This window comes from Rhodobacter ferrooxidans, assembly GCF_000176015.1.
Lineage (GTDB): Bacteria > Pseudomonadota > Alphaproteobacteria > Rhodobacterales > Rhodobacteraceae > Pseudorhodobacter_B > Pseudorhodobacter_B ferrooxidans.
Genome location: NZ_ACYY01000012.1, coordinates 25,073 through 45,830, shown reverse-complemented (window position 1 = coordinate 45,830; position 20,758 = coordinate 25,073). Strand labels below are relative to the sequence as shown.

Annotated in this window: 22 protein-coding genes and 1 pseudogene; 19 read left to right on the top strand and 4 right to left on the bottom strand. The window is 60.0% G+C overall.

Features of this window, described 5'->3' with window-relative positions:
* Positions 1 to 57 precede the first annotated feature (57 nt).
* The gene (locus RSW2DRAFT_RS10040; RefSeq protein WP_008030570.1) at positions 58 to 783 is read left to right on the top strand and encodes a response regulator; all 726 of its coding nucleotides are present in this window, start codon (positions 58 to 60) and stop codon (positions 781 to 783) included.
* A complete protein-coding gene (locus RSW2DRAFT_RS10035) occupies positions 780 to 2,183 on the top strand; it encodes an ATP-binding protein (RefSeq protein WP_156790692.1) in 1,404 nt (467 codons plus the stop codon). Before RSW2DRAFT_RS10040 ends, RSW2DRAFT_RS10035 begins: the two co-directional genes overlap by 4 nt.
* Before the next feature lie 77 nt (positions 2,184 to 2,260).
* On the opposite strand, the gene RSW2DRAFT_RS18520 is transcribed toward RSW2DRAFT_RS10035, so the two are convergent.
* The gene (locus RSW2DRAFT_RS18520) at positions 2,261 to 3,328 is read right to left on the bottom strand and encodes a hypothetical protein (RefSeq protein WP_008030567.1); all 1,068 of its coding nucleotides are present in this window, start codon (positions 3,326 to 3,328) and stop codon (positions 2,261 to 2,263) included.
* A 230-nt stretch (positions 3,329 to 3,558) separates the two neighbouring features.
* On the opposite strand from RSW2DRAFT_RS18520, the gene RSW2DRAFT_RS10025 reads away from it, so the two are divergent.
* From RSW2DRAFT_RS10025 to RSW2DRAFT_RS18305, 7 genes are all read left to right on the top strand, one after another.
* Positions 3,559 to 4,443 (top strand): recombinase family protein, encoded by an 885-nt coding sequence (locus tag RSW2DRAFT_RS10025; protein WP_040671980.1) that lies wholly within the window; start codon positions 3,559 to 3,561, stop codon positions 4,441 to 4,443.
* A 449-nt stretch (positions 4,444 to 4,892) separates the two neighbouring features.
* The gene (gene repA, locus RSW2DRAFT_RS10020) at positions 4,893 to 6,095 is read left to right on the top strand and encodes a plasmid partitioning protein RepA (protein WP_232209676.1); all 1,203 of its coding nucleotides are present in this window, start codon (positions 4,893 to 4,895) and stop codon (positions 6,093 to 6,095) included.
* On the top strand, positions 6,085 to 7,041 hold the full coding sequence (gene repB, locus RSW2DRAFT_RS10015) for a plasmid partitioning protein RepB (RefSeq protein WP_008030559.1): 957 nt from the start codon (positions 6,085 to 6,087) through the stop codon (positions 7,039 to 7,041). The genes repA and repB overlap by 11 nt, the downstream gene beginning before the upstream one ends.
* Positions 7,042 to 7,271: 230 nt before the next feature.
* On the top strand, positions 7,272 to 8,450 hold the full coding sequence (locus RSW2DRAFT_RS10010) for a helix-turn-helix domain-containing protein (RefSeq protein WP_050786799.1): 1,179 nt from the start codon (positions 7,272 to 7,274) through the stop codon (positions 8,448 to 8,450).
* A 150-nt stretch (positions 8,451 to 8,600) separates the two neighbouring features.
* Positions 8,601 to 10,793, top strand: coding sequence for a ParB/RepB/Spo0J family partition protein (locus RSW2DRAFT_RS10005; protein ID WP_008030555.1), 2,193 nt, complete (start codon positions 8,601 to 8,603; stop codon positions 10,791 to 10,793).
* Between the two features lie 99 nt (positions 10,794 to 10,892).
* Entirely contained in the window at positions 10,893 to 11,363 is a 471-nt protein-coding gene (locus tag RSW2DRAFT_RS10000; protein ID WP_008030553.1) for a hypothetical protein, read from the top strand.
* Between the two features lie 389 nt (positions 11,364 to 11,752).
* Entirely contained in the window at positions 11,753 to 11,917 is a 165-nt protein-coding gene (locus RSW2DRAFT_RS18305) for a hypothetical protein (protein WP_008030551.1), read from the top strand.
* A 273-nt stretch (positions 11,918 to 12,190) separates the two neighbouring features.
* Here RSW2DRAFT_RS18305 and RSW2DRAFT_RS09995 read toward each other — a convergent pair whose 3' ends face one another.
* The gene (locus RSW2DRAFT_RS09995) at positions 12,191 to 12,511 is read right to left on the bottom strand and encodes an H-NS histone family protein (RefSeq protein ID WP_008030548.1); all 321 of its coding nucleotides are present in this window, start codon (positions 12,509 to 12,511) and stop codon (positions 12,191 to 12,193) included.
* Between the two features lie 442 nt (positions 12,512 to 12,953).
* Between RSW2DRAFT_RS09995 and RSW2DRAFT_RS09990 the strand changes: the two genes are divergently transcribed.
* On the top strand, positions 12,954 to 13,358 hold the full coding sequence (locus RSW2DRAFT_RS09990) for a single-stranded DNA-binding protein (protein ID WP_008030546.1): 405 nt from the start codon (positions 12,954 to 12,956) through the stop codon (positions 13,356 to 13,358).
* A gap of 77 nt (positions 13,359 to 13,435) precedes the next feature.
* Here the strand turns inward: RSW2DRAFT_RS09990 and RSW2DRAFT_RS09985 are convergent, their stop codons facing one another.
* Both RSW2DRAFT_RS09985 and RSW2DRAFT_RS09980 read right to left on the bottom strand, forming a co-directional pair.
* Positions 13,436 to 13,714, bottom strand: a complete 279-nt coding sequence (locus RSW2DRAFT_RS09985) for a hypothetical protein (protein WP_156790691.1) — start codon at positions 13,712 to 13,714, stop codon at positions 13,436 to 13,438.
* A 98-nt stretch (positions 13,715 to 13,812) separates the two neighbouring features.
* Positions 13,813 to 14,733: a hypothetical protein gene (locus RSW2DRAFT_RS09980; RefSeq protein ID WP_008030542.1), complete on the bottom strand. Its 921-nt coding sequence runs from the start codon at positions 14,731 to 14,733 to the stop codon at positions 13,813 to 13,815.
* 222 nt (positions 14,734 to 14,955) lie between these two features.
* Here RSW2DRAFT_RS09980 and RSW2DRAFT_RS09975 point away from each other — a divergent pair, with 222 nt between their 5' ends.
* From RSW2DRAFT_RS09975 to RSW2DRAFT_RS09935, 9 genes and pseudogenes are all read left to right on the top strand, one after another.
* Positions 14,956 to 16,155: a hypothetical protein gene (locus RSW2DRAFT_RS09975; RefSeq protein ID WP_008030541.1), complete on the top strand. Its 1,200-nt coding sequence runs from the start codon at positions 14,956 to 14,958 to the stop codon at positions 16,153 to 16,155.
* 91 nt (positions 16,156 to 16,246) lie between these two features.
* Complete coding sequence (locus RSW2DRAFT_RS09970; RefSeq protein WP_008030539.1) at positions 16,247 to 16,747, top strand: hypothetical protein; 501 nt, start codon at positions 16,247 to 16,249, stop codon at positions 16,745 to 16,747.
* A 102-nt stretch (positions 16,748 to 16,849) separates the two neighbouring features.
* A complete protein-coding gene (locus RSW2DRAFT_RS09965; protein ID WP_008030536.1) occupies positions 16,850 to 17,368 on the top strand; it encodes a hypothetical protein in 519 nt (172 codons plus the stop codon).
* A 102-nt stretch (positions 17,369 to 17,470) separates the two neighbouring features.
* A complete protein-coding gene (locus RSW2DRAFT_RS09960) occupies positions 17,471 to 17,962 on the top strand; it encodes a DUF6878 family protein (protein ID WP_008030534.1) in 492 nt (163 codons plus the stop codon).
* 11 nt (positions 17,963 to 17,973) lie between these two features.
* Positions 17,974 to 18,350 (top strand): annotated as a pseudogene (locus RSW2DRAFT_RS17950) (DUF6915 family protein).
* 274 nt (positions 18,351 to 18,624) lie between these two features.
* Positions 18,625 to 19,044: a hypothetical protein gene (locus RSW2DRAFT_RS09950; protein WP_008030526.1), complete on the top strand. Its 420-nt coding sequence runs from the start codon at positions 18,625 to 18,627 to the stop codon at positions 19,042 to 19,044.
* Positions 19,037 to 19,681: a hypothetical protein gene (locus RSW2DRAFT_RS09945; protein WP_008030524.1), complete on the top strand. Its 645-nt coding sequence runs from the start codon at positions 19,037 to 19,039 to the stop codon at positions 19,679 to 19,681. The genes RSW2DRAFT_RS09950 and RSW2DRAFT_RS09945 overlap by 8 nt, the downstream gene beginning before the upstream one ends.
* A 90-nt stretch (positions 19,682 to 19,771) precedes the next feature.
* Positions 19,772 to 20,080 (top strand): type II toxin-antitoxin system TacA family antitoxin, encoded by a 309-nt coding sequence (locus tag RSW2DRAFT_RS09940; RefSeq protein ID WP_008030522.1) that lies wholly within the window; start codon positions 19,772 to 19,774, stop codon positions 20,078 to 20,080.
* On the top strand, positions 20,081 to 20,698 hold the full coding sequence (locus tag RSW2DRAFT_RS09935) for a hypothetical protein (RefSeq protein ID WP_008030520.1): 618 nt from the start codon (positions 20,081 to 20,083) through the stop codon (positions 20,696 to 20,698).
* Positions 20,699 to 20,758: the final 60 nt, after the last annotated feature.

The window sequence follows — 20,758 nt, the reverse complement described above, 5'->3', positions numbered from 1 at the left end:
ACAATCTTCTGTCCGCAGCACTACCGCGTTCAGCTAGGGTCGACATCAGGAGACAAGATGATGAACCAGCCGCCGCATATTCTGATCGTCGATGACCACCGTGATATCCGCGATGCCCTAGTGAAATATCTGGAAAAGAACGGCATGCGCGCGACTTCTGCCGCCAATGCCGTCGCAATGGATGCGGCGATGAAGGTGGGTCAATTCGATCTGATCGTGCTGGATGTGATGATGCCGGGCGAAGATGGCCTCTCGGTCTGCCGACGTTTGCGTGCGCAGGGGGCCATTCCGATCTTGATGCTGACAGCCCTGGGTGATGAAACTGACCGTATCGTGGGGTTGGAGGTCGGGGCCGACGACTATCTGCCCAAACCCTTCAATCCGCGAGAGCTGCTGGCCCGAATCAAGGCGATCCTGCGCCGATCCGACCGGGGGGGCGTCGTTGGTGGCAGCCTTGCCGGGCACAGATTGGCCTTCGACCGATGGGTGCTTGATACCGACCGCCGGGCCCTGACCGACGACGATGGCATCGAGGTCGCACTCACAACTGCAGAATTCCGTCTGCTGACGGTGTTTCTGGAACGGCCGCGCTTCGTGCTCAGCCGCGAACAACTGCTCGATCTTACATCGGGTCGCGCCGCACAGGTGTTCGACCGCACCATCGACAACCAGATTAGCCGCCTGCGCCGCAAGATCGAGGCCGATCCGGCCAAGCCTGTACTGATCGCAACTGTCTGGGGTGGTGGCTACAGCCTTGCCGCAGACGTGAGTGCAATGCCGTGAGCGCGCGCTTCTCGATGTTGCGCAAGCTCTTCCCGCAATCTCTTGGCGGGCAGTTGCTGATCATGTTGCTTTTGGCGTTGGCCATCACACAGGGGCTTGGCCTGTTGCTGCTGACAGACGGGCGGAACCGTGCAGTTCGTGCAGCCCTCGGGCTGGAGGCGGCAGGGCGCGCCGCGAATGTTGTCTTGCTTTTGGATGGCGCCCCCACTGATCTGCGCATGTCGATACTCCGCGCGGCAAATTCTCCGCTGGTGCGGTTTGAAGTCGGACCCGAGCCTGCAGCGTCCCACGACAGCGCCGAGGCGGACATGGTTCTGCGCCAGATCCGCCAGATCCTTGGCGAGCCGGAACGGGAAGTGCGCGCCGATGTTCATGCGCTGTCCCTCGCGTCCCTGCCATTGCCAGAGGGAGTACCTGCGTCCATGCGCCCGATGCATGAGGCGATGATGGCGGGGCGGACCGACCCCATTGAGCTGACGCTGTCGATCCGTCTTGCGGCGGGCGACTGGCTGAACGTACGCACGATGTTTTACCGCCCTGCCCTGCAATTAACTCCGCAGGCCCTGCTGCCGGTGGTGTTGATGGCAGTCGCGGTAGCTTTGGTGGCCTGGTGGACTGCGCGGCGCGTCGTCGGCCCGATGCGTGCTCTTGCTGTTGGCGCCGACCGCTTGGGCCGTGGGCTTGATGCCGATCCGCTGCCGATGACGGGGCCATCCGAGGTGCGCGAGACCACGCAGGCCTTCAACCGGATGAAGGCCCGACTGACCCGCTTCGTGAACGAGCGCACGCACATGCTCGCCGCCCTGAGTCATGATTTGCGCTCGCCGCTTACAGCAATGCGGCTCAGGATCGAAATGCTGGACGAAACCGAGGATAGCGAACGCCTGAAGGCACTGGTCGAGGAAATGCAGGCCATGGTCGAGGCGACCCTGGAATTCGCACGCGGGGTTGCGCGGGCAGAACCCGCCGCTGAAGTCGATCTTGCCGTCCTGCTGGCTGATCTGGTCAACGATGTAGGGGGAGAACGAGCCAATCTTGCCCCGTCGTCGCCTCTGCCCATCACCGTCCGCCCGCACGCCTTGAACCGCGCTCTAAGGAACCTGATCGACAATGCTGTCCGCTATGGCGGGGTGGCGATGGTAAAGCTGGACCGAACGCCGGGATTGGCCATCATCACCATCGCGGACAAGGGCCAGGGATTGCCCGAAGACCAGCTTGAAGCGGTCTTTGAGCCGTTCGTACGCTTGGAAGGGTCTCGCAGCCGAGATACCGGCGGCGTCGGCCTCGGGCTGGCAATCGCCCGCACGATCATTCAGGCACACGGCGGGACAGTCGTGCTCCGCAATGTGCTGGCAGGTGGACTGGAAGCAGTTGTGTGTTTGCCACTCGGTGATGCGTGATCTCATCTAACAAGATCGCCCAACCTTCTTGGGCTATCGAAGCCAACCCACAAAAAAGCCGTGGTCACATCTGGCCTCTAAACCGCTGCACGCCACATCCTGAAACGCCCTTGGCCAGTCACCTCGCAGATCAGCCCGTGCGCCTCCATCCAAGCCAGGTTTCGCTGGATTGCCGCACGGCTGGCGCCGCTCAGAGTCTCAGCCATCGGCGCAGAGACCAAGGGCCATTCGGTCAATGCAGAGCGCAAAGCTGGAGGCGTACGGCCAGACATCACCGACATGACAGTCTCCGCTTGGGTAGACCATATTTCGAGATCGTCGAGGTGCCGCATCGCTGCGAGGCATGCATTGTCCATTCCGTCCAGCCATCGGGTCAACCGCTCTGCCGGAGGTCCGCCGGCACGAAGCCCCCCTGCCCCACCCATTGCTACTGGTGCGAAAATCGCACCCTTCCCTTCGGCTGCAGCAATCCGGCCTGCCGTGACCGCGGCTTCCATCCGGTCACCATGCTGACCGAGACCTGCCAGGCTCCAAAGGTGGAAGCCCAGACAAGCCCGGGTGATAGGGTGCAGATGTCGAGCGGCTCCCGTCACGGCGAGCCAGCCATCGGCGCGATCGGTGAAGCGCTCGGCGTCATCCGCTATGTTCTCAGGGTCCCGCCGGTCGAGAAAATCGGCTAGCCCAGCTTCAGGGCCAGGCCCCCCAGTAAGACGTCGAACAGCCCATCCAACGCGTGACAGCGCCCCAGAGTCTTCCTGAGCGCCAGACAGACGAAGCGCGATCCAGAGTGCAAGGCGGTCAGGGCTGACTCGATCGCCAACGAACCAGCTCAGCTCTGCAGCCTCGATCAGGGCCAATCTGTGCCGCCAACCCGATGGGCCGCGTCGCAGACGGTCGTCAAGCGCGCCCAGTCTCCCGGCTACTCGTGCGAGGCGGGCCGCACAACCCGCTTCGGCCCGGGCCCATGCCGCAACGACTGAGGTTTCGCTGGGTTCAGATCTTGGGCCTGGAAGCAGATAATCATCTTCCTCATCCATCGGTCCTGGCAGGAACCACAGGTCGTCTTCGGACACCTGTTCTCTTGCCTCGGGATCGCCGAGGGTTTCGTCAGAAATATCAGGCAGAACAGAGTGGAAGGGCTTCATATGCGCAAAATACGCCTATTATGCAAACTACCCAAGGGTTTTCTGTGGGGCTGCATTTGCTCCTTATTTAGTACGCGCGCGCAGCGTCCGTGGAGAGCGCTCTAGTCGCGTTCAGCGTATGGAAACCAAGGGGTTTCCAGCGATCAGCATCACACAGCGTGCCCTTGCATTCGTTTACAAACGGTCGTTTACTCCTGACATCCGCAATTGCAAAAGAGGCCCCCTGCCCCGTGCCACTCATCGGATATGCGCGTATTTCCACCGAAGACCAAACCGCCCTGCCCCAGGTACAGGAGTTGCGCTCGGCGGGCTGTATGGAAATCGTGGAGGAGCAAGCATCTGGCGGCAGTCGCACCCGGCCTGTTCTGGCGCGTGTGCTGGATCAACTGCGCGTTGGCGATACACTTGTCGTGGTTCGGATCGACCGCCTTGCCCGCTCGCTTTCTCACCTCTTGGAAATCATCGAGCGGCTGGAGGCAAGAGGTGCGCATTTCCGGTCCTTGCAGGATCCGATCGACACGGCGTCGCCGCAGGGCAAGTTTACCCTGCAGGTCCTGGGCGCAGCCGCCGAGTTTGAACGGGCACTGATACGCGAGCGCACCAAGGCCGGGCTGCGATCTGCGAAGGCGGCAGGGCGGGTTGGCGGCAACCCAGGGCTAAAGGCGGGCGATCCCGTGGCAATCCGCAAGGCAAGAGCCGCCCGAGTGGAAAGCCATTTCCAGAAGCTTAATGCCAGTGCTGAACAGTGGGTGCCGGAAGTGCGCCGTCTGAGACCGGGCCTGCCTTGGGAAGACGTGCTGCGCATCGTCAATTCAGGTCTGCCGAGCGAGGCGCAGCCTTGGTCCCTGCCCCGCCTGATCCGTGCTGCCAAAACCTTCGTCCGCGAAGGCCTGCTGCCGGACACCATCCTTTCCCGCGCCTCCGCGTCCGACAAGGATGATCGCCTGCCCGCCATCGTCGCGGGCATCAAAGGCGCAGATCCCAAGATGACTCTTCAAGCCATCTGCGACCGGCTAGAGACCATGCGCGAACGGACACCTAGGGGCCGCAGCAAGTGGGAGCCGTCATCGGTCAAGATGATCTTGGAGCGGGCGAAGAAGTTGGGACTGTTGTAGTAGGTAACGCTTTTCGGTGCCCATGAGGCCAAAAGGCATTCTACCGACGGGCTCAGACGAAGAATCGCTTGCGATGCTCACGCGAACACGATTGCCGTGGTCAGGTCTGCTACAGCGTTACTGAGCCTAGTCAGAGATTTTTCAAGCATCACGCGTGGGTTCAAGGGCGTCGCGTTCTGTGGATAAGTCTCGCGACATTTTCTGTAATCTTTACAATATCCTACACCCAACCTTTAACAGGTCACTTTAGCCATTTCGCATCATATGGTGCCATAGTCGGCAGAAAGCACAAGATAGCTGCACAAGATTTGCCTTGAGTTTCTTCCCGACGGGCGTCATATCTGTAACGCGAAAACTAAGAAAACGACGTCCACTGCGTTCCTGCTGGCACCGATCGACTGCAGATCACGGGTAACGCTTAAGAGATGTCTCGAGACAGGCGAATGATGATGCACCAAGTGTTGCATGACAAGCTCAAGGCAGACGCAGAGCGGCTTTCTGAAGCCCTTGAACATATGTCGAAGCTTTTTTTGGCACCGAAGGAAGAAAAGACACTACGCGCCTTCACAAGCGCAGAGGTCGGAGAGTTATTGCGGGTGAGCGACGGCTATCTGCGCAAGGCGCATTTCGACGGCAGAATTCCAGAAGTCGAACAGGGACCGGGTAACAAGCGCCTTTATTCCGCCGAGAACATTCTCCAGATCCGCAACATTCTGGCTCAGAATGCAAAGGATCCGTTTCAGTTCCTTCCCGGTCGGCGACAAGGTGACAAGCTTCAGATCTGGTCAACCGTCAACTTCAAGGGCGGATCCAGCAAAACTACGACCACCGTGACTCTCGGGATGAGGCTCGCCCTGCGTGGATACCGTGTGTGTTTGGTCGATGCAGACCCTCAGGCCTCACTGACGACCTTCTTTGGATACCAGCCAGAGATCGACTTCCGTCACGGCGGCACGCTGTATGATGCAATTCGCTACAACGATGGCGAAACGTCCCGGGTGCCTATCGTGGACGTTTTGCGCAAGACGTACTTCCCGAACCTGGATCTAGTGCCCGGCGGGATCATGCTCTCGGAATTCGAAACCGAAACTCCAACCGCGCTGAGCCGTGGCGAACAACCCGTCTTCTTCAATCGGATCCGCGACTCGCTACGACAGGTTGAAGACGATTATGACATCGTTTTAATCGACTGCCCGCCTCAGCTTGGCTATCTGACGATGGCGGCGGTCTGTGCATCGACGTCGCTTCTCATGACCATCATCCCTGAGCGTGTCGACCTGGCCTCGGCCAGCCAGTTCCTGACGATGGCGTCGGGCGTGTTGGAAGTCCTGTACTCGAACGGTGGCATCGGCGCGTATGACAATTTCGCCTACCTCCTGACGCGCTTCGACACCGCTATCAGCACGCAGCAGGACTTGTCTGAATGGCTCAGGCAATTGCTAGGTGACAGTGTGATCAAGACGCCCTTCGTGAAGTCTTCGGCGGTTAGCGAGGCCGGCCTTTCGCAGAAGACAATCTTCGAAGTGGACCTCGCTACGACCAAGAACCGAAAGACTTATGAGCGAGCCCTAGAGTCGGTGATGAGCTTTTCAAATGACATTGAAAAGATGATCCAGTCAGCATGGGGTCGAGGGGGCACAAATGAAGCGTGATCTTCTTGCCAAGAGCCTAGCACAAATGGGCTCAAAGCCTTTGGTTGCTGCCGAGGCCGGGTCGAAGGTGGACGAAAGCTCGCCTCGGTCCCTGAAGAGCATGTCAGACGTCCTTTCTCAGGTCTCGGCACAAGCGGCCCAGGACGTGGATGTCAATGAGATCGGCGATTCTGAAATCGCGGATCGTTTTGACGTATCCGAAGGGCTTGATGATCTGATCGAGTCCATCAGGACATCAGGACAACAGCTCCCTGCACTGCTCCGCTATCGCCGTGGCCCTGGCCCTCGCTATGAGGTGGTTTACGGACGCCGCAGAATTGCCGCGTGCCGCGTGCTTGGGATCAAGGTCAAGGCTTATGTCAAGGAAATGGACCACCGTGAGGCGCTTGTCTCACAGGCTCTGGAAAACTCTGCGCGCCTAGAACGCAGCTTCATCGAACAAGCCATTTTCGCCACCAAGCTAGAGGACCAGGGCTTCACCCGGGCCGAGATCGGCGATGTGCTAGCTGTCGACAAGGGAACGCTAAGCAAACTGATTGGCGTTGCCCGAGACGTGCCCGACGCAGTGATCTACAAAATTGGCGCCGCGCATGAAGCAGGCCGTCGCCCATGGCTGGAACTGCGTCGTCTGGTCAAAACCGAAAACGCCCCTTCAGACAGTTCTGTCCTCTTGCTTGTTCCTGAAGAAGGCACTGCGGCAGAGAAGCTCAGCGCTGTCATCGATGCGCTGCAGAAGGCTGCGGATGCACAGCAGAACGCATCGGAGTCTGCCGCCAAGGGCCCCTCCCCTGCCCCGCTCAACAAGATGCCCGCAACTTCGGTGGCTTTCAGGTCCAAAGGCCAACGTCTTTTGATCGAGGTTTCCGACAAAAAGGAGCGCGGGTTCATCAACTTCGTGGAGACGCAGCTTGAGCGCCTCTACAAGGAGTGGATAGAAAAATCATGACGCCGAAACGGTTAAGTGATTGATCTTTATAGGGTTGGCCATGGTCAACCCTGATCAAACAGGCAAGAAACAATCAAAAAGGAGGCAGACGTAGCGCAAAAAGAAACCCCCCGAAGGCGGTGAAGCACTCCAGAGGGTCCCGATTTACTCGCAATCTATTGGTACCCAAAAAATCGAATCACTGCAACACCGATTTCGGTGACCGGTATCCTTTTGCTGTCTGAAAACAGATGGAACAAGAAGCAGTCACGACCATCGAGGTCGAGGCACAGTTGAGTTGTGCGCCTTCAATCTTCGATTCTTTCGCCGGTATTGGCACGATCGAACAACAGCCACACTTCGTACCTGTAACGCGGCGCGCGCTTATGGCGGCGGTCAACACCACAAGTCGCGCACTGGGCCTGCGGCCGCCTTCAGTCGTTGTGCTTGACGCACTCTTGAGCTGCCTTCCCTGCAACGATCCGAAAACCGGGAATGACAGCCCAATCACGCCACTCACCCTGCTGACCGTGTTCGCTTGCAACGACACTTTATGTTTTCGCGCGAAAGGCATAACGGACAGGCAACTTCGGCGGCACCTTGAGAAACTTGAAGCTGCGAATCTGATCCAACGGCGTGACAGCTCCAACGGCAAACGATTCCCAATTATGCGCAACGGTAAAGTCATCGGCGCGTTTGGCATCGACCTGTCGCCCCTGCTCGTACGGTCTGGCGAAATCCTTGCAATGTCTCAGAAACATCGTCAGGAAGCCGACGAACTGCGAGGCATGAAAGCCTACATCCAGAAACTGCGCGGTGAATGCCTCTCCCTTTGCCTGCAAGGCGAGGCCCTAGAGTTCGTCGAAGCTGCCCGCAACTTTATGCGTCGAACCGGAGTAACTGTACTTCAGGCAAGCAGCGTCATCAGCAGACTTAAATGCATCCTGCAGAGTAAGGTAGTCACTCCAAGCATACCGAATCTCGAAGAGTTGGCCACGGCCAACAATCCAGAACACGAACAACGCCAAGAACAAGCACCGTCTTCTAACTCAAACAAACCGACCGCCTCAGACGGACAAAATGTCCGGCACAAAGAGACTCAAAAATCATATACAAAAAAAACCTTACCGCGCTCGATGACAGAGCTGTGGGCTTGCTTGACCGAAATCCCGGCCTTTTATCCAGACCACCCCACCACAGAACACGGCCTACTACAGCTGCTATTTGAATTTGGTAAGATGCTGAGAATAGACAGCGCTCTGTTGGGTAGGGCGGTGTCTTTGCTTGGCCTGGCAGAAGCGATTCAGCTGGCAGATCAAATGGCCTGCAAGATCGACCAGGTCAAAAGCCCCGATAGCTACCTATCGAGGATCCTAGCCGGTTGCACCAAGACAAGAGTTGGCCATGGCCAACTTTGCGTTGGTACATAAATTACCAACCTAAAGCGCGCCGGCCTGCCGGTCTGGGGCGCTGTCGTTGCCACCTATGTCCAGTACGAAAGTGAGAGAATGGTTGGTTTGACGGTGGCGGGAAGTGAGATCGGGAGAGTGGCTCCCGGCGCCCGTCGTGGAGAAGACCTGATGGCCCAAGCTGCCCAGAAGATCACCCTGTCGTCCTCACGGGATATCCCCTTTGATAAGCTGGTGCTGAGCCAGTCCAACGTCCGGCGCATCAAGGCCGGTGTGTCGGTGGAGGAGTTGGCCGAGGACATCGCACGTCGTGGCCTGTTGCAAGGCCTGAGCGTGCGGCCTGTGTTGGATGCCGATGGCGTCGAGACCGGCAAGTTCGAGATCCCGGCTGGCGGTCGCCGCTTTCAGGCCCTGTCACTGCTAGTGAAGCAGAAGCGTTTGGCAAAGACAGCGCCTGTGCCTTGCGTGTTGCGTGATGCGACATCAGATATTCTGGCCGAGGACGACTCCTTAGCTGAGAACATGCAGCGCGTTGCCTTGCATCCGCTCGATCAGTTCCGCGCCTTTGTTGCTTTGCGGGAGAAGGGTCAGGGCGAGGAGGCGATCGCGGCGGCCTTCTTCGTGACGCCGCAGATCGTGAAACAGCGGTTGAAGCTCGCGTCTGTGGCCCCTGCCCTTTTGGACGTCTACGCCGAGGATAGCATGACGCTGGAACAGCTGATGGCCTTCACGGTGAACCCCGATCACGTGCGCCAGGCGCAGGTTTGGGATGCGGTGAAGAACTCCTGGAACAAAGAGCCCTATTCGATCCGGCGCATGTTGACCGAAACCTCTGTGCGGGCCTCGGATCGGCGCGCGGTGTTTGTCGGTGTTGATGCCTATGAGACAGCGGGTGGCGTTGTCCTGCGCGATCTCTTCCAAGGCGATGATGGTGGCTGGTTGGAGGACCCTGCCCTGCTCGACCGTTTGGTCGCGGACAAACTGCAAGCCGAGGCTCAAGCAATCGCCGCTGAGGGTTGGAAGTGGATCGAGGTGTCAACTGAGCTGCCCTATGGCTATAGCTACGGTCTGCGGCGGCTGGCTGGCGATCCATCGCCGCTCAGCGCTGATGAAGCTGCAGAGCATGCCAAGCTGCTCGCCAAGTATCGTGCACTGGAACAGGAATACTCTGGCCAAGACGAATACCCCGAGGAGATCGACACCCGGCTCGGCGAGCTGGAATCGGCGATGGAAGCCTTTGATCAGCGTCCGCTGATCTTCGATGCGGCCGAGGTTGGTCGCGCTGGCGTCTTCGTGACGCTGGATCGGGATGTTGGCCTGGCTGTCTATCGCGGCTATGTCCGGCCGGAGGATGAGCCTCGCGAAGAGACCGTGGCCAACTTCGGCGATGAACTGGACAAGGAAGGGCAGGGGACTGATGGTGACGTCTCGGCCCATCAGCTGTCCGCTGGTCCGTCTGCGGCCACCGTCATCACTTCCGGGGGCCAGCCGTTCAGTGCCGGTCTTCCATACGACGAAGATGATGGCGCATTGAAGCCTTTGCCGGAGCGTCTGGTCATGGAGCTGACCGCGCATCGCACCCTCGCCTTGCGCGAGGCGATTGGGCGTTCGCCCGACGTCGCCTTGACGCTGCTGCTGATGAAGCTGGTCAATGACACCTTCCGCAGCTCAGGCGCTTCGGGCAGTTGCCTCGAGGCGTCTGTGCGCACCGTCTACATGTCGGCTCAGGCGCCTGATCTGAAGGACAGTCCGGTGGCCAAGGCCGTGGACGATCGTCATGCTGCCTGGGAGGCCGATCTGCCGCTTGGCGACGATGCCGTGCTTTGGGACTATCTCTCGGCCTTCGATCAGGCCAGCCGTCTGGCTCTGCTGGCGCATTGCCTGAGCTTCGGGATCAACGCGCTGCATGAGAAGGTGAACCCCTATGGCGCGGGCATCTCCACCAGCGGGTTGGCCCGCCGTATAGCGCAGTCCGACCTCGTGGCCCAAGCTGTCGATCTCGATTTGGTCGCGGCAGGATGGGAGCCGACGGCGGACACCTATCTAAACCGGGTTCCCAAGGCGCGCATTCTCGAGGCCGTGCGTGAGGCGAAGGGGGAGGGCACCGCACAGTTGCTCGATCATTTGAAGAAGGGCGAGATGGCGACGGAAGCCGAGCGCTTGCTCAAGGGGAGCGGTTGGTTGCCGGAGGTTCTGCGGCGCAGTGATCTTGCCGCTCTGGACGGTGATGTCGCTGCAGAAGGGCAGGGGGCTTTGAGCGAAGAACCCTTGGGCGCTGCTGACATTGACGCTGAGATCGACTTGCCCGCCTTCCTGATGGCCGATTTGCCCGTGGAAAGCACGGCGCTGATGGCTGCGGAGTGATCTGAGCCCCCGAGGGCGGGGAAACCCGCCCTCAACCACCACAAAAAACAATAATATCAATATGATGAGTGCGAATGCTCGCATTCAAGATGAGGAATCATGTCCGCAAACACAATCATCGACCAAACGCCTTTGGGCGCGCTCATTCGTTACACCGACGGCAGTCCAAAGCCGCCAGCACGCTTCACCAAAAAGTTGGCAGCCTGGGAAAGGTCCAACGGTGTTGGCCGTCTGGTAAAGAAGGAACCGCCGCGGCCTTATCCAACCTGGACGGCTCCGGCGTCCTTCACGCTGCATGAGGGGAACTTCTCCTCGGACGGGGTCATCCTCGTTACCATCATGCGCAGCCATTCGGCGGATAGCCGGTTGGTCTTCGAAGTCATCGATGAGCCCAAGGTGGGGCAGGTCCGCGTGCTCTTGGATTTCGGGGGCAGCACCGAGCTTTTGCATCTGGCGTCGTCCGTCACGGCGGCAGAGCTTTGGATTGCAAAGGAAGGCTATCGCAACGCGCGGCTGCAAGTCGTTGGCGACGAAGCCGACGGGGCAGGGGAGGCGGGTATCGCCGCCTGAGCCTTCTCATAGACCAAGGGGCCCCGCCGCACGCGGGCCTCTCATCCAGCACCAACCTGTCCCGTGCATCTGCGCGGGGCACCAAAGGCTCCATCCCCAGTAAGGCCTCGGTCAACTAAGAGCATGTCTGAAAGGCTGGCGGGGTGAGCATCGGCGGGACAATTCGGCTCCTTGTGTCAAAGTACCATCCCCCGCTTGCCAGTCCCTTCCTTGGCCCAAATCCAGTCTTCGAGATCAAGCCACAAGGGCTCGGACTACGGGGCAAGCCCGTGCCGCCGTGTGGATTCGGGCAAGCCGAACGCACCCGGTGATGTCAGCCGGTCTTTGGGCCTGCGGGTTCCTGTCAGCGCGGGGGATGGTCCCTCGCCTCCCAGCAGGAGCCAAAACAGATGTCCCGCAAAGATGCTCACGCCTTCGCCGCCTCTCTCGCCGCCACGCTCATGGTTTCGATCGTCGTCTTTCAGGCCGGGGATGGAACCTTTGGTGCCGTCCCCGCCGATGAAATCGACGGTGACGAGGTCTCCCTGATTGCAGAAATCGACCCGTGGGCGTAATGCCCACGGTCGCCAAGAAGGCCCGGGCACGGCGCGAACGCGCCTCCGGGCCTTTCGCCTGTCTTCCCTCAAGAGCCTGACAGGCCCACTGCGCCGACGTCTTGTCGGCATTCCGAAATCCAAAGAAGGCGGTGGCAAGAAACTGAAGCAGATAGGGCAGGGGGCTTTCTAATGTATGGAGAACCACGTTTTGTAAACATGACCGAGGCGACATGTTCACAAAAGTGGATTTCTATAACACGAACGTCCTACTGCTCGGTCACGCACAGATGGTCAGTTGACTGCCAGGTCCTCGGGCGATTTGCCTGCTTCTAGAGCTGCGACAAACCACAGCGGTTTGCGCCCCTGGCCTGACCAAGTGAGAGCCGCGTTTTCTGGGTGGCGGTACTTCGCGGCGGCGGGCGCACGGCTGGGTTTTACCTCGGTGCCAATCAGGTCGGCAAGAGAATAGCCCATCTCTTTGGCAAGGACCTCGAGCTTGCTGCGGGCATCGCTTTTCTGCCGGTCCTCAAATGTGGAAATGGCCTTGGCCAGATCCCTCTGCAGGCTTTTGAGCTCTTTGAGCGACAGCGTCTCAACGTCGAATTCGGCCATGGGTGCCTCATGTCCAAAATGATGTCCTTGGGATAACCGTCACGGCGCGGGCACGCAACGCCGATCGGGCTGGTTCGCGAATGGCAAGCGAAGGGGCCCTGAGGTGATCAGCCGCTATGGGGCTAAGGACTTTGGGTTTGCCGTCTTAGCAGGGCGAGGGAAGACATGTTCTGCAAGAGCCCCCGATCTCTCCTGTCCCCGGCGCCATCCCTTCGACTGACAATCCCCTAAGCCTGTTCGGCCTCATGCGCGCAACCCCGCGTCAGTCCGGGCCGTGTTGGCTAGCGTTTCTTTGGAAACGCGGCACCTGCCCGCTCCACCCCGGACCTTTGGGGGTTTCCGTCTGTTTTGATGGCCCAGCCGTGCACGCCTCACCCGACAGGCTTCTTTCGGGTCTTGTCGAAGGGACGGTCCCAGGGACAGGAAAAACAGGAGCTACAAAATGCAGAACATCGTCATCCTCGCCGGCAACATCGGTCAGAAGCCCGAAGTCCGCGCCACGCAGGGCGGCACGAAGATCACCAACTTCACCCTGGCCACCTCGCGGCCGCGCCTTTCAGAAGGCCGTGCGATCCGCGACGAAAACGGCTACCGGGCCATGGACACCGAATGGCACCGCATCACTTGCTTCAACGGTCTCGGCAAAACCGTCGCTGAGCACTGCGAAAAGGGCATGAAGGTCATGGTCCACGGCCGTATCCACTACACAAAGTGGACCGACGCAACCGGCGTTGATCGCTACGGCTGCGAGATCATCGCCGAGAAGGTCGATTTCCTGAGCCGCCCGAAGTCGGCCGAAAACGAAAACCCCGAGCTGGTCGACCGCGACGACGAGATCCCGTTCTGAAAAGAACGGGGTCTCCCCAGGGCCCGGCGGGGAAACCCGCCGGGCTTGCCCAATAGTGCATGACGCCGAGGCGCAAACTAGGATTGCCCGTCGTGCCAGTCTCGTATGGATCGGCACAAATTGCTCATCGCCAGACCTGTGAGCATTCCGCTCGTCAAGACCGGGACGCTCTCGGAGAACGTCGGTTCCACTTCACCGTCAGCGGTAAAATGAAAAATGCCCGTCTCCTCGGCTTCGTTCTTCTCGAAGGACCATGCTCCAAGAAATTCACCGTCACGTGTCACGACATCGCCCTTTTCTCCGCCGCCTTCTGCCCCCATCAGGTTGATCGGATATTTGAGTTCCACGGTGTCCAAATGCCTCTCATCATTCATTTTAGTGGTCTGGTACTAATCTGCAGGCCCCGACAATAATTTGGAGGCACGCGGACACTGGCGCCCGCTGTAGGCGTTGGCTATTCGCCCTCACCCGTGGTCGCAAGCCGCTCCTTCGTTGCCAGTCGATCTGCGACATGTGGCAATTCAACTCGGCGCGTTTGCGGGATCACGGGACCTGCGCCACGGACATGCGGCATGCGGAAGACCTTCTCAGGCCTCGCGATGTGCCGCATGTAGTGGCCCGCTACCCAGTGCGCGCGCCTTTTTTCCGAAGGTTCATCCAGATCCTTCTCTACTTGCGTTGCCTTCAGCTGGACCTTGCCGGCGGAACCAAGTCGAACACGCGTCACAAGCGTGTCCAGAAGCGGCTTCCCGGCCTTTTCGGCTCGCCGACGCTCAGGTCGACTGAACGCCTGGACTTCATCGGTTTCGATCATGCCCTTGTATTTGAGCATCGAACACATCGTGGCCACGATCGCGACGAAGTGGCTGCAGACCTCACTTTCGGCTTTAACGGCGGCGTCACCATCCGGATTCTTTGGCCCCAACATCGCCGCCTCATAGGTTGGTGTCCAGATCAGTTCGCCCTTTAGGCCTGAGGACTTTAGAACCAGCAGACTTGGGACAATCCCATTGGCGGAAACGAGCATGCGTTGGGTGTACATGCAATCGTCCACTACCGTCGTCAGGGCAACGTAAGACCCTTCACCGGTCGTGTCCGGGCACTCGACAAGTAATGCAGGAAAGGGAAACTGGGCTTCCCGGTAGATTTCCTCACGGCCAGCGGGCTTCGTTCCGTAGGCGAGGTCGGTCAACATTTGGACCGTCTCTTGGTCGATCCGATAGTGCTGCGCATAGGACAGAATGTGCAGCTGCCTGTCGCGAAAATCCAGCATCCGGGACATTAGTTCGGGCGAGATCCCGCCCTCGAAAGGGCCGTTCGTGTCTAGGAAACTCCTCGGGTAGCTTTCAAAGAACTTTGTCAATACGTCGATCATCAATCTGCCTTGGCTAAGCCGTCCGATTGCTTCGAATTGGATATTCATCGGCGAGGGTGCAAGCCCCACAAATGCTTCAAACGGCTGACCACTTGTGGCCCAAAGGCAGACCGTCCGGCCCACTTGTCTGGCTGGGCTTTAGAGTTCGAGTTTGGATGAGTTTCCAGTGACAGGTTGAGGGTTGGGAGAGTGGCTCCCGGCTCCTGTCGAGGGAGATTGCCGATGGGCGTTGTGGAAGTTCTGGATCCGGTCGCACCGACGCGGGCTGGTGGCTGGAAGGTGGATGTAAGCCGGGGTGAACGGAACGGGCGGGTATCGTCCGAATGGTTCAATCGGCCTGATGACGAGCGGTATCTGTCGCTCGATGATCTATGGGCATCGGTGAAGGGCCGATCTGAGCGCAGCCGTAGCCGGGTGGTGCAGACGGCGGATATCCGCGTCGAGGCCGCGCGTGACAACCCCGAGCGGCTGCACCTGGTCCTGCCGAAAGCGCATGAACCTGTCGCGCCCACGCACTGGGCCTTCGGCCAGCTTGCCAGCATCGTAGGCGCCCCGGCATCCTACCTGCGGCAGCTGCCTGCGCCGCTGGCGGGGATCAACCTGCAATACGGTCTGACCAACCATCGCGCCGAGCAGGTGAAGACCTTCGAGACCGAAGATGGTCGCACCGAATTGCGCGCCGTGACCGGCCCGGACTATGGCCGTATCCATGACCACGAGTTGGTCGAGGCGGTGCAGCGCATCGCGGGCAATGGCACGGGCGACACGCGCTGGAAGGTGCCGGGGGTGCTCGACTGGTCGACCGGGGTCTACAACCCCGATGTCGAAATCAGCCGTGACACAACCACGCTTTATGCCTCGGACCGCGATGTCTTCCTGTTCCTGGTCGATGATCGCAACCCGATCGAAGCAGGCAAGCTGCCCGATGGCTCCCCCGATCTCTACTTCCGGGGCTTTTATTGCTGGAATTCCGAGGTCGGGGCGAAGACCCTTGGCATGGCAAGCTTCTACCTGCGGGCGGTTTGCCAGAACCGCAACCTCTGGGGCGTCGAAGATTTCCAGGAGATCACGATCCGCCACTCGAAATACGCCGCCTCCCGCTTCGCCCACGAGGCGGCCCCGGCGCTGACACGGTTTGCCAACTCTTCGCCGCAGGGCTTCGTGAACGGCATCAAGGCTGCGCGGCAGCAGATCGTCGCGCGCACGGATGAAGACCGCGATGACTTCCTGAGGAAACGCGGCTTCTCGAAGGCCGAGTCCGGCAAGATCATCGAGAAGGTGCTGATGGAAGAGGGCCGCCCGCCCGAAAGTATCTTCGACTTCGTCCAGGGCATCACGCGGCTTGCGCGCGATAAGACGCAGCAGGATGCCCGCCTCGATATGGAAGGGCGTGCCAAGAAGCTCCTAGACCGGGTCGGCTGACCGCAGGGCCGGAGGCTCTGGTGCCTCCGGCCTCTTTATTGCCAAAATGGATTGCTATCCACTTGCAAAACTTCAAGTTGGGCGAGCATAGATGGATGATACTGATTGGTCAGATCGCGCGTTTTATGATGATGGCGAATGGGTTACCTGGTCGGAAATTGACGAGCAGCTTCGCTACAAGGAGTGGGGGGCAAAGTACCCCAACGCCATTCGGTCAATGATACCCTACTTTGAAAACCTCATATCACTTGCGGAAAGCTACCACGCGGAGACTGGCCTTCATCTCGCCGTCTATGGCGATATCGGCGAACTTTTCGGTGCGATTACTTACGGAATCAGGTTGAACAAGACCTACGCCCAAGGCGCGGACGGAAGACTTGGCAACGACCATGTCGAGGTGAAAACTATTACGCCGTTCAAGACCAAAGACGTGGTGGTGGTCGACACTGCAGGAAATTTCAACAGGTTACTTGTGGTCAAGATCAACGGGGATTTTCAAGTATCGGGTCGAATGATCGACCGAAAGGCGTTGCCAAAACGGCAGGGTCGATACTTGCGTGTCCGATGGAGTGATTTGCCATCGGCAAGATAACTGGTTGGTGCCGTCCGTCCCCTCCGAGGAAGAGGGCGGCGGTTTAGTCTTTGACGGATGAGGCGGGGAGAGCGGCTCCCTGCGCCGTCGGAGATATTCCCGATGTTCGACCTGTCTCTGCCTATCCACTCGACCACTTGCCCGGCGAGGTTTGCGCCGGTCTTTGCGATTGGCGACGCTGATCCCAACCATCCCTTCGCCTTGACCCTATCGCACCGGACGCCTGCGGATAATATGTCGGGCCGGGCCACCCCACTGGTTCTCGCGCGTTTCGCGACGCTGGCAGAGGCCATGGAGGGCGCGATCAATCATGCCGAGGCGATGGCCGCGGATGCCGCGTTCCAGCTTCTGGCGATCCTTGATCGCGACGAACAGCTTGTGCTGGCCGGGGCCGCCAGCGACGGGGCCGTCGCCTGGTGCCATCCGGTGGCCAGTGCAACCGAGGCGCGGTGCGTCGTGACCGAAGCGAGCCAGCTTCGCGGGCAGGCGAGCCGCGCTGCCGCATGGGGCGAGCCTGATCTGGCTGAGAGGCTGCGGCACCGTGCCGATCTGCTGGATGCGCGGCTCGTCGATTCGCTCTGGCGCGCCTTTGCCACCCGGGCGCTTCAGGTCGCGGCCTGAGCCCCGAGAGACAGAGAAGGGCAGGGGGGATTTGGAGCTTTGCCGGGGGGAGAGTGATCACCCGGCCCAGCTCCGCCCCTTTCCCTTTACCGGAGTTTCCCGATGAACCTGACTGAACCCACCCTCGCACCGCCGATGCCGCCCTCCACCGTCGATATGGGGTCAATCTTCGCCGCACATGCCGAACGCACTGCCCGTACCCTCGCCCTGCGCCCGGGCAACAAGGATCGCCTCTTCGATGGCCTCATGGCCGCCGGCATCACCCATGTCACCGTAACCTTCGACGGTGCCGGTGACAGCGGCCAGATCGAAAGCATCGGCGCCTGGTCGGGCGAGACCGCCGTCGACTTCCCATTGAGCGAAATCCCCTATGCCGCGCTGACCTGGGATGATCCTGAGGTCGAGATGCGCAGCCTGTCGCTGGAGGATGTCGTCGAGCAGCTGGCTTACGACTTCCTCTCCGACACCCATGGCGGTTGGGAAAACAACGACGGCGCCTACGGCGAGTTCTGCTTCGACGCTTCCGCCCGCTGCATCCATCTCGAGTTCAACGAGCGCTTCACCTCGTCCGAACTCTTAACCCACGATTTTTGAAGGGGGCGGCGATGGCACATCCCTACCACCACGCCCTTTCCTCGGTGAAGAAATGGGGCGGCACGGTTGACGACTTCATCGTAGTTCATGCCTGGTTCGATGCATCAAAATCCATAACTGCAGACTTCCGGCACCGGGCGCTGCGCCACCATGCCGAGGCATATTCATGGCCGAGACGATTTTTGGCCCGACGCTCACGCTCTCGACAGGGCGCATCATCCCGACCCGTTGGGTTGGCGAGCAGCATGTGAAGGAGGACCTCGGCTTCATCCCCAGCTTTGCGGATTGGGTGAAAGTGATCCGCCCCGAGCCCTGGATGGGCCGGGCCGAGCGGATCGAGGCGCTCGTCGATCCGCATCTCGCCTCGCCCGTGGTCGAGGTCAGCTGACATGACCGATCCAGCCTATCTGCGCCTCCGCCTGCCGCTGACGGCGTCGCCCTTCACTGTCCTGCGTGCGGCGGTCCGGGCTCTACATCCCGATACGCGCGCCGTGCGCAGCTTCCGAACGGCACGCAAACGCTTTTACCGGCAGATGCCCTGCGCGCACGCGGCACGTCAAGCCGCAGGCGATCCGCCATCCGGCTGATCGCTCTGCCTCATCCCTTCATCCCAATCCAGTGCCCGGCCCCTTGGCCGGGCTTCTCAATTTCAGGAGGTCCCCATGGCGGATTACTTCACCCATTTCTCATGCATCATCGACGTCGGCACGGCCGACAAGGCTGCCCGCGCGCTTGCGCTGTTTCAGGATCTCCGCGCCGCGGAGCAGGAAGCCGACGAGCCGGAATTCGCAGGACTCACACTCTCGCGCCAGGACGCACCTGAGGGCAGCACACTTTGGATCCATGACGACGAGCACGGCGATGTCGAGGCTGTCATCAGCTTCGTGCTGCGCCTCGCGGACGCACTCGACCTCACCGGCCTCTGGGGGTTCCAGTATTCGCTGACCTGTTCCCGACCCCGCATCGACGCTTTCGGTGGCGGCGCGCATGTCATCGACCTCGGTGCCCGCAAATCCGTCGGCTGGACCAGCAGCCAAGAATGGCTCGCCGCTGCGCTGAACGGGGAGGACGCCCATGCCTGACGTCATCTGCACCACCGTTTACCAGTTCTCCGAACTCTCGGATGCGGCCAAGGAAAGGGCGCGCAGCTGGTATCGCGAGCTTGGCCCCCACGATGACTGGTGGGACACGGTCTACGAGGATTTTGAACGCATCTGCGAAATTCTCGGCATCCGGCTCAAAACCACCTCCGTCCGGCTGATGGGCGGCGGGACGCGGTCCGAGCCCTGCATCTGGTTTTCAGGGTTCTGGAGCCAGGGGGATGGGGCTTGTCTGGAGGGCTACCTCAGCCACGCCAAGGGTGCGGCCGCGCGTATCCGGGACTATGTTCCCCAGGACGCGACTCTGCACAGCATCGCCGACCGGCTTCAGGCCATACAGCGGCGCAACTTCTACCAGCTTGCCGCCGCGATCAGCCACCGCGGCCGCTATTATCACGAATACACCATGTCTGTGGACGTCACCCGCGACAGCCCAAGCTGGCAACCGCCCACCGCGGATGCCGAGGAGACCGTGGTTGAGGCGATCCGCGATCTCGCCCGTTGGCTCTACCGCCAGCTTCAGACCGAATACGACCACCTGACGTCTGACGAAACCATCGAAGACGGCATCATCGTGAACGAATACACCTTCACGGAAGGAGGGCGGCGGTTCGGGTGAGCACGATACTCTCGAAGAACTTTCACGACCGAACGCTTGCGATGTACGTCAAGATGGCGTACATGATGGATAGCGAAACAGGAGGCGACCATGCTTGGTTTCCACGACACCACGCGCGCGATCGATGAGCGTAACGAGGCCCGGATGAATTTCCGGACGAAGCCGCGCATCAAGACTGCGATCCAGCAGGCGGCGGCGCTTTCTGGCGTCGACGATTCCGTCTTCACGATGAATGCCGCTTACCAGGCAGCGCTGGCAACGATCGCAGCGCATGAACGGACGGTACTGCAGCCGGTCGATCATGAGGCGTTCTTCGCAGCGCTTGATACCCCGGCGGTACCGACTGACGCCCTACGTTCGGCCTTCCGTCGGCATGGCAAAACGGTTGTGTCGCAGTAAATGGCGACATCTGAACCGGCCACTTACATCATCGAGCCGTTCGATCCAGAGAAACATGATCGGGCGGCTTTTTCTTGCGGCGTCGAACAGGTCGACAACTATTTTCAGAAGACCGCGAACAAGCTCGCCAAGGCAGATAACGTCCGCCTCTATGTGATGGTTGACCGAGACGGCACGGTCATCGGCTTCTATGCTCTGAATGCGCACGCGGTTCAGTTTACGGATCTTCCTGTAAAGTTTGCACGGACCCGGCCTTCGCATGGCAACATTCCTGCCGCCTACATCTCCATGATCGGGCGGGACCAGAAGTTCAGCGGCGGTGGGTTTGGCGGCGATCTGCTTGTCGACGCCCTCCGGCGGATTGCCGTTGCCGCTGACGCGATTGGCGTCGCGGTCGTCATGCTTGATGTGCTCGACTGCGGCGATCCAGATCGCGTCGCGCGCCGCAAGGCGCTTTACGAAAGCTACGGGTTCCAATCTTTGGTTTCTAATCCGCTGAGAATGTTCATGTCCGTCAGTACTGTTCGCAAGCTCATCGCTGAAGAGGACGACGTGCAGAAGAAGGAAGCGGCGCTCACAGAGCTGGCGCGGCTCGGACAGAAGTTCGACCGAGGTTGAAGTTCTGAAGAACCAGTCCGCAACACTATAGCTTGGCAACTACGCTCGTTTTGCCAAACT